Raw genomic sequence first — 16,211 nt, forward strand, 5'->3', positions numbered from 1 at the left:
TTCCACCTCGATGGCGTTTTTCATGCGGGTGTACATTTTGCTTGTCCGGATTTCTCCTTCCAGAGAATAGGCACGCGGATGTATGGCATGGGTCATGCCTTGCTGCCCGTTGAATCCGTTCATACCCGTCAAGTCGTCCACAGTGTAATACCCGTCTCCTTGTCCTCCCCATCCGAAATTAAAATGGAAAAGGTTGTCCGAGGCGCGGTATCCGTCTACCACTACGGCATGTCCGCCTGATGTCGGGGATACTCCGCTGTACACGATGGGCCAACCTTTTGCCAGGTCGTCGTACACCATATCTTCCCATTCCGACTGGCTGATGCCGGATTTGTATGTACATCGGCTGTCCATGAGGAATTGTCCGGAGAAGGTATTGACCAAATCACGGATTTGTCCCGATGTGGACGAACCGTAGGTGAGCCAGGTGGAGGTTCCCGTGATGGCCATCAGCGTAGCCACGGCCGTGTTCATGTCCTCGGGCGTGTTTCCTCCGTAGTTGTCCTGCATCAGTTCCCATTGCAAGGGAGTCCCTTTCGGGAACGATTCGGTGACGGGGGCATCGCCGTAACCGTAAGTCGGTGTGTCATACTGCGAACGGTCGGGCAGCTCTTTTCTCCAGTAATATGCCACTTGCGCGGCAGCCGTGGCCACACATCCGGTCAGCGCGCGGCCTCCTCCGTCTTTACGGAATGGGCACAAGTTGTTGTAAGGTGCCCCTTGCGACCAGTGTGCACTGACTAATGGAGCGATGTTCTCTTTGTCATTGGCCCGTGCTTGCGCTCTCAGACCTAAACCTTGGGCTTGTGCCGCTTCTATCATCTGGCTGTATCCTTCCAACCAGTCGAGCATGGCGGGCGGGAGAGTTTGCGGGTCGAAATCTCCTTGTTCGGTGTATCCTAAGACGTAAGGCATACAGTCGTCTCCGGATATGATGACAAAGCCTTGGTGGTTTCCCCTGTTGAAAATATAGAGGGGCGCGTACCCGTCGGTACTGTTGCGTTTGTTCACGAGGGTTTCCACGGTTTCGGGAATCTGGTTGCCACACATGTATGCCTGGGCTATTTCCCTGGCTTTTTCCGGGTCGATGGGGTCGGCCCATATACATGTGGATGACGTGAGAAGCGTCAAAACTGTCAATAAGGGTTTCATCATAGGTTTCTATTTTTATTGATATTAGATTAATACGACCAAAGGTAACTTTTTTTATGGACATTCCCGTCGTTTTCTTAAAATACTTGTGGTAGAACGTATTTATTTTATTACTTTTGCCAAAAAATTAAAGAGGAAAGGATATGCAGAAGAAGAATTACTATTTGGAGTCGGTTCTCGATTTGAACGCCAGTAATGTATGGGGAACGGAAGCCCAAGAGCTTTTGGAATTGTGGCAAAAGGATATTAAGGAAGAAGGTTTTTCTTCATCTGAGGAAAAAGTGCTGAACGTCATCCGGTTGGCTTTTGACGTGTATCATTTCGACCCGAAAGATGACCGGGATGTCATGAGGTATAATAATGGAGATTATGTCATTCTGCCCAGTGTGGACAAACGCAAAGGAGCCGTGGCCATACGTAAGAAAGAGATCCGCCGGATTACGGATCTCTCGTATGAGAACATTAAACATATTACGGCATCCGACCTGCTGAAGTTGATAGAAGGTAATTTCGGCGGTGGTTGGGATTCCATATCTTTGACGATAAAAGACATTATAGAGTCGGCTTTCGACATTAGTACGACAACCTTGCCTGCTTCACGCATTCATGCAGCGGGCGGTACGTTGGAACGTAAGGTTGCTGATGGGTATGAAGTACTGGAGATTGCGAAAGGGACATGGGTAGAGGCTATTTTTGCCAAAAAGCGCGAACCGGTAGAGAAGTTGCGTTTTGTGCCCGAACCGGAATATGACGAAGACGGCAACCGCCGTATTGTGGACGAAGACACAGAAACTGATTCGGAGTCGGAAGAAGAGGGCGATACGGCAGGAGATGACACTTTTTACGGAAGCTATACCCCTGAGGCGGACATCAAGGATGTAGATGAAGAACTGGCAGACGAATGACCTTTGGGCCGGAAAAAGAATAAAATATGAAAATTGAAAAAACGGAGCGGGAACGCATCATCCGGTTGGTGAAGCAACAGGTGGTGCCGGCAATGGGATGCACAGAACCTATATGCGTATCTCTTTGTGTGGCCCGCGCGGCAGAGGTGCTTGGAGAAAGGCCGGTCGCTGCCGGCGTCTTTCTCAGCGCGAATATACTGAAAAATGCCATGGGGGTGGGAATTCCCGGTACGGGTATGGTGGGACTTCCCATAGCCATAGCTTTAGGCGTAGTGGCAGGTAAGTCTGCATACGGACTTGAGGTGCTGAAAGACGTAACGCCGGCCGACGTAGAACAAGGAAAACAATATATCGCGGAGCGGCGTGTCAAAATATCATTGAAAGAAGGCATTTCGGAAAAGCTTTATGTCGAAGCCATAGTGGATGGTGAGTCCGGCCATAGGGTTACGGCTGTCATCGCCGGTCAGCACACGCATTTCGTTTATGTGGAGAAAGACGGGCAAGTGCTGTTGGACAACCGTATGCCTCAAGGAGAGGAATCCGGAGAAGACGAATGCGAACTCAACTTGCGTAAAGTGTACGATTTTTCCGTAGAGGCACCGTTGGAAGAAATCGAATTTATCCGGGAAGCACGCCGCTTGAACGAATCTGCCTCCCAACAGGCCTTGAAAGGGTGCTACGGACATGAGTTGGGCAAGACGCTGAGCCGTCCTTTGGGGCGTGGTATTATGGGGGATACGATATTCTCTCATATCCTGTCGAGCACCTCATGTGCGTGCGATGCCCGCATGGCTGGGGCTATGATTCCGGTGATGAGCAATTCTGGAAGCGGCAACCAGGGGATTTGCGCTACGATGCCGGTCGTGGTTTTTGCCGAAGAGAACCACAATACGGACGAAGAACTTATCCGCGCGCTTATGCTGAGCCATCTGACAGCCATTTATATCAAGCAAAGTCTGGGGGTCCTGTCGGCATTGTGCGGATGCGTGGTGGCTTCCACGGGATCGAGCTGTGGCATCACCTATCTGATGGGAGGAAAGTACGAGCAAGTCTCATACGCCGTAAAGAATATGATAGCGAACCTTACCGGGATGATTTGCGATGGAGCCAAACCGAGTTGCGCATTGAAATTGACGAGCGGGGTTTCTACGGCTGTATTGTCAGCCATGTTGGCCATGCAACAGAAGTGTGTGAGCAGTGTGGAAGGCATTATCGACGATGATGTGGATAAGAGCATACACAACTTGACCAGTATCGGGGCTGAAGCCATGAACGAAACCGACCGTAAGGTTTTGGAGATTATGACACATAAGAACTGAATTTGGATTTAAGTCTTTTTAAGAAGAAAACGGGCGAAAGCCCGTTTTTTCTGATTTATATCAGATGTTTATTCCGACAGAAGTTTTAGATTTGTAACCGTTATTCATTAACCCAATTTTTAACTATTATGAAACAAAAAATCAAAATGCTTTTTGCATGCGGTTGTCTGGCGGCGTGGTCTGCCGGAACATTGGCACAGTCGTTTACGTGGTACTCGAGCACGGAAGACAACATGTGGCAAACCTCTGTCGTGAAGATGGCCAAGAAGGCCGAGAATCCCTTGGTGACGGTGGACGAAGATGAGAAGCCCATCGTGGAGTTCAAGGCATGGGCTGCCACGTTTAACGAATTGGACTGGGACGCATTGGGGATATTGACCCGTGATGAGCAGGATGAAATCTTGAAGAAGGTATTTTCACCGGATGGCGATTTGCGTTTTTCCCGTGGCCGCATTTCCATGAACGCCAACGACTATGCCCGGTCCTGGTATAGCTGCGACGAGGTGGAAGGGGATTTAGAACTGCGTTATTTCAACATCGACCGAGACAAGCAGACAATAATTCCCTTCATACGTGCGGCACAGAAGTATAACCCTGATTTGACGTTCTGGATATCTCCATGGTGCCCTCCCAGTTGGATGAAAATCAATGGTGATTATCCTGTGCTAGGCAGCAAGTTCAATAACATGCCCGAAAAGATGAACTACATCCTTTACGGTAATGTGAACGATAAGGTGGATCCCGACGAAATGAAACTGGTCGGCAAGAGAGGGGATAAGTTCCCACGCCAGTTGGCCACCACGGACTACTTTATACAAGATCCGCGTTACTTGCAGGCGTACGCCAATTATTTCTGTAAGTTTATCGACGCTTACAAGGAACAGGGGGTGAATATCGACATGGTGATATATCAGAACGAGGCATACAGCTACACGCCTTACCCTGGTTGTGCATGGACGGCCGAGGGAACGGTGCGGTTCAATCGTGACTATCTGGGTCCCACGCTCAGACAAAAACATCCGGAGGTGAAGCTTTATCTCGGGACGTTCAACACTAACCGTGTGGACTATGTGCAGAAGATTGCTTCCGACACGAAGTTGCAGGAATACGTTAGCGGCATGGCATTCCAATGGGAAGGCCGCGAGTCGCTCCCCGTGCTACGCAAGGAACATCCCGGGTGGAACTATATATGTTCGGAAAGCGAATGCGGATGGGGCAGCTTCGACTGGGGGGCAGGCGAACATACCTTTGAACTGATGAACCATTACTTAGGCAACGGGTGCAACGAATACACTTTCTGGAATTTCATCTTGGCCGACAATGGCGAGAGCCCGTGGGGATGGAAGCAGAACGCGCTCATTCGCGTGGATTCCAAAACCCGCAAGTTTACTTATACACCTGAGTATTTTGCCGTGAAGCATTACAGTAATTTTATCTCGAAAGGCACACGTGTGGTGGCTTACAAGGCACAGGGTGAAGACAGGATGCCGGTATTGGTATGCCAGACACCGGAGGGTAAGTATGTGGTAGTTGCCGGAAATTTCAAGGACGAGGCTTCTCCTTTGGTCGTCAAGATAGGAGAGAAGAGCTTGTCTGCTGAATTGGCGGCGCATTCTTATAATACATTTGTGATGAAATGATACGGTTTGCATAAGGGTTTCCCCGTAAAAAGGGCCGGTTTCGCAAGGGGACGGAACCGGCCCTTTGCGTATGCCGTACAGTGTAGGTCTTGTTAAAACTTGTTATATCCAGTAGGGGAAAAGTTTTCAGGAGTAAACCTTAAGCCCGGAAACGGGTCATACTTCTGTGAAACAAAAAAGAATGGTTTAATTAAAAAGGAAACAACTATGAGAAAATGGATGGTGGCCGCATGTTTTGCTTTGTTGGCCGGAAGCACATTGTCAGCCCAAGAGGGCGGAAACGCGCCGCGTATGCGGACGGATCCCGGACAGATGGCCAAAAGGATGGCCGGGAAACTGATGTTGGACGACGAAACATCGGCAAAATTCATTCCCCTTTACGAGGAATACATGCAAAAGTTGGCGGAATGCCGCATACCCGGAAAGAAAATGGGAAGTCAGGCGGCACAATCGGATAAAGATATAGATGAGAACATAAAGGCTCGTTTTTCGGCTCAGGAGAGACGGTTGGACGTGCAGAAAAGCTACTATGACAAGTTTAAGAAAGTGTTGACGATGAGACAGGTGCAACAGCTTTATGAACGTCCGGACATGGGAAGTCGTCCGCGTTTTCAGGGACAAAGACAGCATCCTGCGCCGCGTCGCTGAAAAGCAGGCAGGAGGCTGTAAAACCGTTTGTCGCAGAACGGAAAATCAATCTCAGGAGATTGAAAAATCATTCGGCTGAGAATGAAAAATCTTTTGGCGCAGATTTTTATAACGTTAATTATCAGGTTGTTGCAAATAGCCTTCCGAATGTCTTTTTTAGGTCTGTAACATAAGAGTAGGAAACACAGGCGAGGGCGATAGAGGAATCTGGAAAAAATGATCGGGCATACAGAGGAATTTCTCTTGGTATGCCCGGTCTGTTTTTAAAAGTTGCGGAGCGTGATGTGTCATGCCATGGTGCCGCCCATGATGTCCAACAGTTCGTTGGTGATGGCTTGTTGGCGTCCTTTGTTGTACACGACGGTTAGGTCCTGTATCAAGTTGTTGGCATTGTCCGTGGCTATCTGCATGGCCATGCTTCGTGTGGCATGTTCGGATGCGTTGGAGTCTAAAAGCGTGGTATAGACTTTCAGTTTCAACACCTCCGGAATCAGTTTGGCCAATAAAACCTCTTCCGAAGGTTCTATCAGGTAGTCCGGCTGATGGTTATCGTCCGGAGCCTCGGTCATGGCAGACAAATCTATCGGTAAATATACCGTGTTGACGAGTTCCTGCGAACCGGCAGATTTAAAGTGATGGTAAATAAGCTCTACCCGGTCTATGTCGCCCGACAAAAAACGTTCGCATAGTTCCGCAGCCAGTTTCTCACATTCCGTATAATTAGGCTTGTCGGCCATGTGCGTGTAATCTCCGGCCGGGGTAAAGCCCGATTTTTTCACTGCGTCCGCAATCTTTCTCCCTATGGGATAGATGACGAGGTTTTCCTTTGCCATTTGCGCGTGTCCGTCCAACCACTGATGGTAAGCGCGTATGACGTTGGAGTTGAATCCGCCGCATAAACTGCTGTTGGACGAGAATATGACCAGTGCGATGCGCTTTGCCTCCCGTTGAGTGGCAAAGGGCGATTCTGCCTTACCGCCGGTTTGCAAGAAGTGGGTCATGATGGCCGACATCTGCCGTTCGTAGGGCAACATGCCTTCGATGACTTCTTGTGCCTTGTGCAGCTTGGCGGAAGCCACCATTTTCATGGCCGACGTAATCTTCAGCGTATTATTGGCCGAGAGTATTCTGCCCTTTACTTCTTTTAATGATGCCATGGTCTATCAGTTTTTAAATAACAGAAGAGTGGACTGAGCCACATCTTCGATGACTTTGGTCACTTGTTCGTTGATGACTCCACCTTCTAAAACCTCCAACACATCCTGACGGTGCGACGTGCGCAGGCTTTCCAGAAATTCATGCTGGAAGGCAATGACCTGGTCAATACGTATATCGCGCATCAGTCCGTGCGTACCGCAATAGAGGATAGCGACTTGTTCGCCTACCGGCATTGGGGAGTACTGGGGCTGTATCAACAGTTGGTTGTTCTTTCGTCCGCGGTCGATGGTCATGACGGTCACGGAATCCATGTCGTTGCTGAACTTGGAGAAAGCTTCCAGTTCACGGTATTGCGCCTGGTCGATTTTCAGTGTACTGGCCACTTTCTTCATGCTCTTGATTTGCGCGCTGCCGCCCACACGGGATACGGAGATACCTACATTGATGGCCGGACGGAAGCCTTGGTTGAACAAGTCCGTTTCGAGGAATATCTGTCCGTCGGTGATGGAAATCACATTCGTAGGGATGTAGGCGGATACGTCGCCTGCCTGTGTCTCGATGATGGGGAGTGCCGTGAGCGAACCTCCGCATTTCACTTTTCCTTTCAGGCTTTCCGGCAGGTCGTTCATCTGCTCGGCCACTTCCTGTTGGTTGATGATTTTGGCTGCACGTTCCAACAGGCGGGAGTGCAGGTAGAAGATGTCGCCGGGGTAAGCTTCGCGGCCCGACGGGCGGCGCAGGATGAGCGAAACTTCGCGGTAGGCTACGGCCTGTTTGGAAAGGTCGTCGAATACGACTAAGGCATGGCGGCCGGTGTCGCGGAAATATTCCCCGATGGCTGCCCCGGCAAACGGTGCGAAGTATTGCAATGCGGCCGGGTCGGCAGCCGTGGCGGCAACGACCACCGTGTAGTCCATGGCACCTTTTTCACGCAGCGTGTTGACGATGTTGGCCACGGTGGAGCCTTTCTGCCCGATGGCCACATAGATGCAGTACACCGGTTTGCCCGCCTCGTAGGCGGAGCGTTGGTTGATGATGGTGTCGATGGCTATCGCGGTCTTTCCCGTTTGGCGGTCGCCGATGATCAATTCACGTTGTCCCCGTCCGATAGGAATCATGGCATCGATGGCCTTGATGCCTGTCTGCAAGGGTTCCGATACCGGTTGGCGGTAAATGACCCCGGGAGCTTTGCGTTCCAACGGCATTTCGAAAAGTTCTCCTCCTACGGTACCTCTTCCGTCCAAAGGAACGCCCAACGGGTCGATGACACGTCCCAGCATGTTCTCGCTGACCCGTATGGACGCAATTCGTCCCGTACGTTTCACGATCATGCCCTCTTTGATGAGGTCTGTGGCTCCTAAGAGGACGGCACCCACGTTGTCCTCTTCCAGGTTCATCACTACGCCCATCACTCCGTTTTCAAATTCCAATAATTCATTGGCCTCGGCATGGAGCAACCCATAAATACGTGCCACGCCGTCGCTGACCTGCAACACGGCACCCACTTCGTCGAACTGGATAGACGTGTTGATTCCTTTGAGCTGTTGGAGCAATACCTCCGAAACCTCGCTGGGTCTTATCTTATCTGGCATATTCTTGTTTCCTTTTCATTATACTATTCTTCTGTTTTTCTCGATGAACTGTTTCTTCACGCGTTTCAACTGTCCGGCTATGCTGGCATCGATTCGCCAATAGCCGATTTCCAGAATGCCACCGCCGATGATACCGGGGTCTACTTTGGTTTTGAATTCCACCGTGCGTCCCCGATAGCGTTTCAGGATGAGCGTTTTCAGTTCGTTGAGGGTTTCCTCCGGTAGCGGCATAGCCGTGACAAGTTTTCCCTGACGTATTTTTTTCTTTTTCCGATATAAGAATAAGAAAGAATGCAGGATGAAAGCCAACAGCTTTTCGCGCCTTTTTTCAAGTAGCAGATAGAAAAATTTGGTCAGCTCTTCGCATGTGTCAGCTCCGGCGGTAGCATTGTGCAGGAGCTTTATTTTCTCTGTACGGCTCACCATCGGATTCTCTATCGTGTGGCGGAACTCCGGAAGCTCGTTGTATTGGAACAGGAGCTGTTGAGCCTGTTCGTACACCAAGGTCTCGTGTCCGTTCTCACACGCGAAGAGCAGCAATGCGCGGGCATAACGTCTTGCAATAATTCCTATATCCATTATTCAATGTCGTTGTTTGATTTAACTTCGTCCAACAGTCTGTTCACTAATTCAAGCTGTTCCTTATCATCAGACAGTTTTTTACGCAACACCTTTTCAGCTACATCTACGGACAGTATTGCCACTTGCCGACGTATGTCGTTGATGGCACTTTCTTTTTCCGCAGCAATCTGGTGGCGGGTCTCGTCCAGGGCTTTCCGAGCTTCGGTGCGTGCCCGTTCGCGCGCTTCTGCGATGATGCGGTCGCGCGTGGCGGAAGCTTCTTTCAGTATGGCGGTCTGCTCTTCGTGCGCCCGTGCCAGCAGTGCTTCGCTTTCGGCTTTCACCTGCTGCAACTGCTCGTTGGCCTGGCGGGCAGCCTCCAGCGAACTGTCTATGTATTGTTTCCGTTTGTCCACCATTCCGGTGATGACAGGAAATGCGTATTTAGCCAAGATGAAGAATACGATTCCGAATATAATCACCATCCAGAACAATGTACCCGGATCCGGGGTTAGCAGTCCCATAAGCAACAACGGTTTAGAGGAACAATGTCAAAAGACAAACGACAATGGCGATGAGGGCTACACCTTCTATCAAAGCTGCCGCGATGATCATGTTCATACGCACGTTGTTGGATTCCGACGGCTGTCGTGCGATGGCGTCCATGGCCGACCCGCCGATGCGTCCGATACCTATGCCTGCGCCCAAAACGGCAATACCAGCGCCAATCGCTGCACCCAACTTGGTAAGACCTATACCTCCGATAGCTTGTAATAAAATGGATAATAACATAATGTTTCTGTTTTTAAGGGTTATACTTGATTTTCTAATAGTTCTTTTTAATTCTCTTCTTTAATACGTGACAGGCCGATGAACACAGCCGACAACATGGTGAATACATACGCCTGGATGAAGGCTACGAGAAGTTCCAACAGGTCCATGAAGATGCCGAACAATACGGATATGACTGTCATGGAACCGTTGATGACCGGACCGGCCTTCACCGTGATGAAGATGATGGCTACCAAACTTAGGATGGCTGCGTGCCCGGCCATGATGTTGGCAAACAGACGGATCATCAATGCAAATGGTTTGGTGAAAATTCCGAATAGCTCGATCATCGGCATGAGAGGCACGGGGACTTTCAACCATAAGGGGACTTTCGGCCAAAAAATATCCTTCCAATAGGCTTTTGTTCCGTAGATGTTGGTGAAGAGAAAGGTGCATAATGCCAATACCAATGTAATGGCAATGTTTCCCGTGACGTTAGCTCCTCCCGGAAAGATTGGAAGAATACCCATCAGGTTGTTAACCAGAACGAAAAAGAATGCGGTCAGCAAATAGGGGGCGTATCTCCGGTAGTCTTCCCCGATACATCCTTTGATGACTTCATCGTTTATCATGACCACCAAAGCCTCTATCATGCCCACACCTCCTTTAGGTGCCCCTTCGCTCACTTCGTGACGTTTATACCAACGCGCACATCCCAACATGATGGCCACCAATATGACGCTGTTGATGAACAGTGCCAACACATTCTTGGTGATAGAGATGTCGAACGGGCGGATTTCTTCTCCCGTGGCATTCTTTTCCACGATTTTGTTTTTGTATTCACCGTCCGGTGCGATGTATAATCCTTCGTATCGGGCCTGGTTTCTCAGACGGGCGGATGAAAACACATGCCAACCGGAAGAGCTTTTCACAATCACGGGCAGGGGGATGCGTATGGAGGCGTCTCCGATGTCCGTGATATGCCATTCGTATGCGTCTTCGATATGGCCGAATACGATTTCGTACACATCTATTTCCTCGTTTTCCTCAGCTTGCGCTTGCCGGGGCATGAACATCAACAGGCATAGGCCTATACAGCATATATATTTTAGTAGCTTCATTCCTTAGACTTCTCTTTTTATGTGTCCGGATAAGGGAGCGGTCAGGCCGTCGCTTCCGTTACGCAGACGGAGACTGTGTTGTCATTCACTTCTACAAAACCACCTGAAATGTTCACGCGGTTTTTGTCTTTTCCGCTTCGGTAAACGACTTCTCCTGCGTCGAGGGACGAAATCAGGGGAGCGTGGTTGTAGAAAACGGCGAACTGTCCGGCACTGCCGGGAAGTCTTACGTACTTCACCAGACCTTCGAACAAAGTCTTTTCCGGAGACACGATGAGCAAATGAATTTTATCCTCTTCCATACGATTTAATTTTGGGCTGCGCTCAACAATTCTTTTCCTTTGGCAATGGCGTCTTCAATGGTACCCACGTTGAGGAATGCCTGTTCGGGAAGGTCGTCCACCTCTCCGTCCAATATCATCTTGAATCCTTTGATGGTGTCCTCGATGGATACCATGACGCCCGGCACGCCCGTAAACTGTTCGGCCACGGCAAAGGGTTGCGACAGGAAACGTTGTACCCGTCGAGCACGGTTCACCGTCAGGCGGTCTTCATCCGAAAGCTCGTCCATGCCGAGGATGGAAATGATGTCTTGCAGCTCCTTGTTCCGTTGCAGGATTTGCTTGACGCGCTGTGCCGTTTCGTAGTGTTCCTGTCCCACGATGAGCGGGTCAAGGATACGGGATGTGGATTCCAAGGGATCCACCGCAGGATAAATGCCCAACTCCGTGATTTTACGGCTCAGTACGGTCGTGGCATCCAGATGCGTGAATGTCGTGGCCGGGGCTGGGTCGGTCAAGTCGTCGGCAGGCACGTACACAGCTTGTACAGAAGTGATGGAGCCGTTCTTCGTGGACGTGATTCGTTCTTGCATCTGTCCCATTTCGGAAGCCAGTGTCGGCTGATAGCCCACGGCCGAGGGCATGCGCCCCAACAGGGCGGACACTTCGGAACCGGCCTGGGTGAAACGGAAGATATTGTCGATGAAGAACAGGATGTCCCGCGGTCCGTCTCCCTTATTGTTGTCACGGAAAGACTCGGCCAAGGTCAGACCGGAAAGCGCTACGGAAGAACGTGCGCCCGGCGGTTCGTTCATTTGTCCGAACACCATGGCCACTTGTGATTTTTCCACTTCGTTCATGTCCACTTTCGAGAGGTCCCAGTGTCCGGCTTCCATGCTTTTCAGGAATTCGTCGCCGTACTTGATGACACCGGACTCAATCATTTCTCGCAGCAGGTCGTTACCTTCACGCGTACGTTCTCCCACACCGGCGAACACGGAAAATCCGTTGTGCTTTTTGGCGATGTTGTTGATGAGTTCCTTGATTAATACCGTTTTTCCTACGCCCGCCCCGCCGAACAGTCCGATTTTCCCTCCTTTCAGATAGGGTTCCAACAGGTCTATCACTTTGATGCCCGTGAAAAGCACTTCCTGAGTGGTGGAAAGGTCTTCAAACTTGGGAGGGTCCCGGTGGATGGGGGACGCACCGCTCTCGTCCAAGGCCGGCATGCCGTCGATGGCGTCGCCTACGACGTTCATGACCCTTCCGCGAATCTGTGCGCCCACCGGCATGGTGATGGGTTTTCCTGTGGAGACCACTTTCATGCCACGTTGCAGTCCGTCCGTGCTGTCCATGGCGATGGTACGCACCGTGTCTTCTCCGATGTGTTGCTGTACCTCGACAATCAATGTCTTGCCGCCCGGACGTTGGATTTTCAGGGCGTCGTGTATGCTCGGAAGGTTGGCGTTCTGTTCTTTTTCGCTGTGTTCGAAATGAACGTCCACCACCGGGCCGATAATTTGCGATATGTGTCCTAATACCTCTGCCATAAATGATATTTATACCTTAATTATATATAATCGTTTTATTTGTTTCGTGTTCTTTTTACCTGTCGAACCGATTGTTTTGTCGTTTGCTTTCGTGGAACGTGTCGAACCGCTTGGGTTTCTCAACATTCTTATACATTATTTAATGTCAACCGTGTCTTTCTTTCGCTTCGTTTATAATAGTTTAACCCGGAGACATTTCCATTTTTCTTGTTTCAAAGTTAAGGGTAATTTCTCTTTTTCGTAAATTTGTAGAATTAATAATATTCATGATTTCTATTGATTTTTCTTATGGAATTGACTCCGCTGAAATATTTCGTCAAATTGGCAGACGTGCTTTCATTCACAGAAGCCTCCAAAGAGCTTTTTATCACGCAGAGCACCTTGTCGCTAAGCATCAAGCAACTGGAAGAGGAACTCGGCGTGACACTGTTCGACCGCATCGGGAAGAAAATCTATCTGACGGATGCCGGACGGGATTTTTTGGACTGTTCCCGTAAGGCGATAGAGGAGGTGGCGTATGGCATACAGCATTTGAAGGAAATGCAGCATGTCTATACGGGAAAGATAAAGATTGGCGTAATATACAGCCTTTTCCCTTTGCTGAATATTTGCGTGTTGAAGTTTACGAAGGCTTTTCCAAAAGCCGAGCTTTCTATTGTCTATTCCCATTCGGTGTTGGAACTGGTGGAGCTGATCAATTCCAACAAACTTGATTTCGCGTTGAGTTACAACCCGCAGGATGTGTCTGCGCTTACGGAATCCAAGGAATACGCCTGCATGCCTTTGTGTGTCATTGTCCATGAAAGCCATCCGGTGGCCATCCGGAAACATTTTTCCTTGTCGGACTTGAACGAGTTCCCCGTTATCTTCTTGGACAAAGAGCTGTACACCCGGAAGGTCATAGACCGCATGCTGGCCCAGTACAGGGTGAAGGTAAAACCTCAGATAGAAGTCAACAGCACGCCGCTATTGCTTGAAATGCTGCGCACGGGGCATTGGATTTCCATTTTGCCTCAGGACATGACGGTAAGCAGCCCGGACTTGAAAGCCGTGCCGATTAAGGAGAAGACAGAGATGATGCACATCAGCCTTCTTTCCCTTAAAGGTAAAAGGCATTCTTTGTTGACGGAGAAATTTCTGGAAGTGTTGCGGATGGAGACGCAAAAAATACAAGAGCGTAGAATTGCCGGAGGAAAAGACTCGGATTTGTTTGAAGGGAAATCTGCCGAAGAAGAAGCATGATGCACCGTATATATATAAGGTATGGGCGAAATAGCGGAAGTGGTTGGATTTTAGTTTGGACTTTGTAATGGATAAAATAGGATATGAGAAAAAACATTTGGATTATCGTGGGCGCATGGGCCTGTTTTTCAGCTTGCAGGTCTGTGCAAGCTCCCCAACTTATCGGGGGAAATAAGGATGAACATGGTTGTCTTACGGCGGCCGGTTATACGTGGAGTGAACTTCGCCGGGACTGTATCCGCATCTTTGAGGACGGAGTGCGTGTGGACGACCCGTCTTTGCAACCCTCTTTAGCGTCGTACGCCGTGTTTGCGGCAGACAGCAGCCGGGTGGAGGTTTTCCGTCCGTCTCCGTTTCGGAACGAGATACTCGACCGTAAGGGGGGCGTTTGGCAGGGCAAGACCTGCAAGTTGTATCGGACAGGAAACCGGTGGGAACTTCGCGGAAAGTGAAATCAAACAAACAGACTTTGTATGGAACGAATTATCAATCATTTTACAGATGATGACCTGTATAAGTTCACCATGTGCTGTGCGGTCATCGACAATTTTCCCCGTGCTCAGGTGAAGTACCGGTTTACCGACCGGGACCATACCGTCTATCCGCCGGGCTTTGCCGACAAATTGCAGGAACAAATCATCCTGTTGGAGGACGTGGTCATCACGGACGAGGAAATTGCGTTCATGAAACGGCGGTGCAGCTACATTCCCGGTTGGTTCTACACCTATTTGAAAGGCTACCGTTTCTGTCGCGAATGGGTGAAAGTCCGGCAGGATGCCGAGGGGCATCTGTACGTGGAGTTCGAAGGGAGTTGGGCCGATACCATCCTGTTGGAAGTGAAAGTGCTGGCCATCATTTCCGAGCTTTATTACAGGATGACGGGCGAAGACAGCCGTTTCGATTATGAGGATTATTACCGGAAGACGTACCGGAAAGCCGTCCGCCTGTTGGAAGCCGGTTGCGTGTTCAGCGACTTCGGGACGCGCCGCCGCGTCTCGTTCGAGGCGGAAGAGACGGTGGTTCGGGCGATGAGAGACTGTTACCAAAGCCGGGAATGGAGCGGGAAGTTTGTCGGGACCAGCAATATCTACCTGGCGATGAAGTATGACCTGGTTCCTGTCGGCACGATGGCACACGAGTTTGTCTGTGCCATAGGAGGAATGTACGGCCCCCAGATGGCCAACCATATTGCCATGAACTCTTGGCGCAACACGTTCCGTGGAGCTTTGGGCACGTACCTCTACGACAGTTTCGGTTGGGACATCTTCAGCCTGAATTTTTCGGAGGACTTTGCCAACTTGTTCAAAGGTCTTCGCGTGGACAGCGGCGACAACCGTGCGGAACTGCAAAGGATTGTGGAGAAATACCGTTCGTTGGGCATCGACCCCCGTACGAAGCAGGTCATATTCAGTAATGCGCTCGACACGGACCGTGCGATAGAGATACAACGTTACGCCCGGGAGTATTGCCAACCTTCTTTCGGGATTGGCACGCACTTCACAAACGACTTCGAGGGCGTGAAGCCCATGAACATCGTTATCAAACTGGTGGCCGTGAAAATCACGGAGTCATGGACTTTCTACAACGATACTTGTAAGTTGAGCGAAGACGACGGCAAGCATACAGGCAAGCCCGAAGTGATTCGCCGTTTCATGGAAGCGTTGAATATGAAAGGATGAAGGGAGTCCGGACGATAAAAACTTCAAAATTTTGTCCGTTCTTTATGGGATTGGTTCTTAGAAAAGATTAACTTTGCATTGGGTTCCCGGTGATTCTTGCTGTGCCGTGATGTCCGGTAGCGACCGGTAGGCCGATCCAAGCAAGGCGACCTGCGCCGATACGAACAGGAACATCTGTCCTTTGCGGCAGGTGGGAATGGGAGTGGACGGGTAGGGAAAGGGGAACCGCTATATATAAGAAGGCGTTTATCATGCGCTGGTTCTTGACGCTTCGAATCTCGCAAATTCAAAATTGTAGTTATGAACTATGCAACGGTAGATGCCCATGGGATGTTTTTATAAATATCCCTAAGGGATTGTTTTGTCCTTTTGCCCCTATGGGCAAAAGGAAGGAGGCAAATCCTAAAGGGGGATTATATAAACTCATCGGCGTGGGTTCTGCGTTGCTCGTTCTACTACAATGGGCAATGCGAGAGCCTCGAAGCGTGGGACGGGTGACGGGTACAGATCTCCACGCTTTTTTTGTTGTAGTATTCTTTATCATGAGTATCATTTAAAGTCAACGGAGGGAGGTCGGTTGGCAGTTTGTTGT

General features: G+C 50.0%; 16 protein-coding genes. 7 read left to right on the forward strand and 9 right to left on the reverse strand.

What is annotated here, in order from left to right:
- The coding region (locus HMPREF9442_RS08110) for a C10 family peptidase (protein WP_008627343.1) at positions 1-1,155 on the reverse strand (1,155 nt) is incomplete at its 3' end.
- A 140-nt stretch (positions 1,156-1,295) separates the two neighbouring features.
- Here HMPREF9442_RS08110 and HMPREF9442_RS08115 point away from each other — a divergent pair.
- The 4 genes from HMPREF9442_RS08115 (at position 1,296) to HMPREF9442_RS08130 (ending at position 5,664) form a co-directional block, all read left to right on the forward strand.
- On the forward strand, positions 1,296-2,057 hold the full coding sequence (locus HMPREF9442_RS08115; protein ID WP_008627345.1) for a hypothetical protein: 762 nt from the start codon (positions 1,296-1,298) through the stop codon (positions 2,055-2,057).
- Positions 2,058-2,083: 26 nt separating this feature from the next.
- Positions 2,084-3,376, forward strand: coding sequence for an L-cysteine desulfidase family protein (locus HMPREF9442_RS08120; RefSeq protein WP_008627347.1), 1,293 nt, complete (start codon positions 2,084-2,086; stop codon positions 3,374-3,376).
- Positions 3,377-3,504: 128 nt separating this feature from the next.
- On the forward strand, positions 3,505-5,016 hold the full coding sequence (locus HMPREF9442_RS08125) for a glycoside hydrolase family 30 protein (protein ID WP_008627349.1): 1,512 nt from the start codon (positions 3,505-3,507) through the stop codon (positions 5,014-5,016).
- Positions 5,017-5,223: 207 nt separating this feature from the next.
- Positions 5,224-5,664 (forward strand): hypothetical protein, encoded by a 441-nt coding sequence (locus tag HMPREF9442_RS08130; protein WP_253271065.1) that lies wholly within the window; start codon positions 5,224-5,226, stop codon positions 5,662-5,664.
- Between the two features lie 287 nt (positions 5,665-5,951).
- On the opposite strand, the gene HMPREF9442_RS08135 is transcribed toward HMPREF9442_RS08130, so the two are convergent.
- The 8 genes from HMPREF9442_RS08135 to atpD form a co-directional block, all read right to left on the reverse strand.
- On the reverse strand, positions 5,952-6,821 hold the full coding sequence (locus HMPREF9442_RS08135) for a F0F1 ATP synthase subunit gamma (RefSeq protein WP_008627353.1): 870 nt from the start codon (positions 6,819-6,821) through the stop codon (positions 5,952-5,954).
- A 6-nt stretch (positions 6,822-6,827) separates the two neighbouring features.
- Positions 6,828-8,414, reverse strand: coding sequence for a F0F1 ATP synthase subunit alpha (atpA, locus tag HMPREF9442_RS08140; protein ID WP_008627354.1), 1,587 nt, complete (start codon positions 8,412-8,414; stop codon positions 6,828-6,830).
- Between the two features lie 18 nt (positions 8,415-8,432).
- Positions 8,433-8,993 (reverse strand): F0F1 ATP synthase subunit delta, encoded by a 561-nt coding sequence (locus HMPREF9442_RS08145; protein ID WP_008627355.1) that lies wholly within the window; start codon positions 8,991-8,993, stop codon positions 8,433-8,435.
- Complete coding sequence (gene atpF / locus HMPREF9442_RS08150) at positions 8,993-9,499, reverse strand: F0F1 ATP synthase subunit B (protein WP_008627356.1); 507 nt, start codon at positions 9,497-9,499, stop codon at positions 8,993-8,995. The genes HMPREF9442_RS08145 and atpF overlap by 1 nt, the downstream gene beginning before the upstream one ends.
- Positions 9,500-9,512: 13 nt before the next feature.
- The gene (gene atpE, locus HMPREF9442_RS08155; protein ID WP_008622212.1) at positions 9,513-9,767 is read right to left on the reverse strand and encodes an ATP synthase F0 subunit C; all 255 of its coding nucleotides are present in this window, start codon (positions 9,765-9,767) and stop codon (positions 9,513-9,515) included.
- A gap of 47 nt (positions 9,768-9,814) precedes the next feature.
- Entirely contained in the window at positions 9,815-10,822 is a 1,008-nt protein-coding gene (gene atpB / locus HMPREF9442_RS08160) for a F0F1 ATP synthase subunit A (protein ID WP_008627357.1), read from the reverse strand.
- 86 nt (positions 10,823-10,908) lie between these two features.
- Positions 10,909-11,169 carry an ATP synthase F1 subunit epsilon gene (gene atpC, locus HMPREF9442_RS08165; protein ID WP_008627358.1) on the reverse strand — a complete coding sequence of 87 codons (261 nt, stop codon included), beginning with the start codon at positions 11,167-11,169 and terminating at the stop codon, positions 10,909-10,911.
- Between the two features lie 5 nt (positions 11,170-11,174).
- Entirely contained in the window at positions 11,175-12,698 is a 1,524-nt protein-coding gene (atpD, locus tag HMPREF9442_RS08170; RefSeq protein WP_008627359.1) for a F0F1 ATP synthase subunit beta, read from the reverse strand.
- Positions 12,699-12,986: 288 nt separating this feature from the next.
- On the opposite strand from atpD, the gene HMPREF9442_RS08175 reads away from it, so the two are divergent.
- The 3 genes from HMPREF9442_RS08175 (at position 12,987) to pncB (ending at position 15,619) form a co-directional block, all read left to right on the forward strand.
- Complete coding sequence (locus tag HMPREF9442_RS08175; RefSeq protein ID WP_008627360.1) at positions 12,987-13,940, forward strand: LysR family transcriptional regulator; 954 nt, start codon at positions 12,987-12,989, stop codon at positions 13,938-13,940.
- An 83-nt stretch (positions 13,941-14,023) separates the two neighbouring features.
- Positions 14,024-14,392 (forward strand): hypothetical protein, encoded by a 369-nt coding sequence (locus tag HMPREF9442_RS08180; RefSeq protein ID WP_008627362.1) that lies wholly within the window; start codon positions 14,024-14,026, stop codon positions 14,390-14,392.
- Positions 14,393-14,413: 21 nt separating this feature from the next.
- Entirely contained in the window at positions 14,414-15,619 is a 1,206-nt protein-coding gene (pncB, locus tag HMPREF9442_RS08185) for a nicotinate phosphoribosyltransferase (RefSeq protein ID WP_008627364.1), read from the forward strand.
- The last annotated feature ends 592 nt before the right edge of the window (positions 15,620-16,211 follow it).

The sequence above is a fragment of the Paraprevotella xylaniphila YIT 11841 genome (genome assembly GCF_000205165.1).
GTDB classification, from domain to species: Bacteria; Bacteroidota; Bacteroidia; order Bacteroidales; family Bacteroidaceae; genus Paraprevotella; species Paraprevotella xylaniphila.